Raw genomic sequence first — 500 nt, 5'->3', positions numbered from 1 at the left:
GCTTCAGGTCTCCGTCTTCGACCCAATACCAATAGGGTGTGAAGTCTATGTTTCCTACGCGGTCCTGCTGGCTGAAGATGAAGTCGAGCAGAACAATCTCGGTAAGTTCTTGCATCCAAAATGCCATCTGTTGGTCGCTGACATCGGGGCCGAGATCCTTGTTGATCTGCCGATCCTTTCGACCTTCCCTGACACCTTCTGCAATGGCCTCGGGCAAGGGTTTTGAAGACCGCAAGGCCAAGAAGGCGGGTGTTTCCTGAAAATCGCGGTTTTGGCCTTTGCCCCAACCGGATTTACGGGTGCCGTTGATTTCCGAGCCATAGCGATGACCGGGGCTGTCAAGCAGGACACCGTATATCTGCGTTCGATCCGCGGTGAACAGATCATCGGTTGGCTGGTACGAGTTCGGATCGGCATCCGCAGCCAAGAATACCCGCCAGCCTTCATGGTTCATACGCCCGCCATGAGAGCCACCAGAAATCGCAAGGCCGGGCTCTGCG

Annotated in this window: 1 protein-coding gene; it reads right to left on the bottom strand. The window is 55.6% G+C overall.

Annotated features, from left to right (window positions below; all coding sequences use genetic code 11):
• A partial coding sequence (locus tag ACR0E6_RS23220) for a hypothetical protein (RefSeq protein ID WP_480587882.1) occupies nucleotides 1-500 on the bottom strand: 500 nt, incomplete at both ends.

Source organism: Ruegeria sp. AP12, assembly GCF_056540025.1.
Note: the sequence above shows the minus strand (reverse complement) of the source record. Positions and strands in the feature narration are given on the sequence as shown.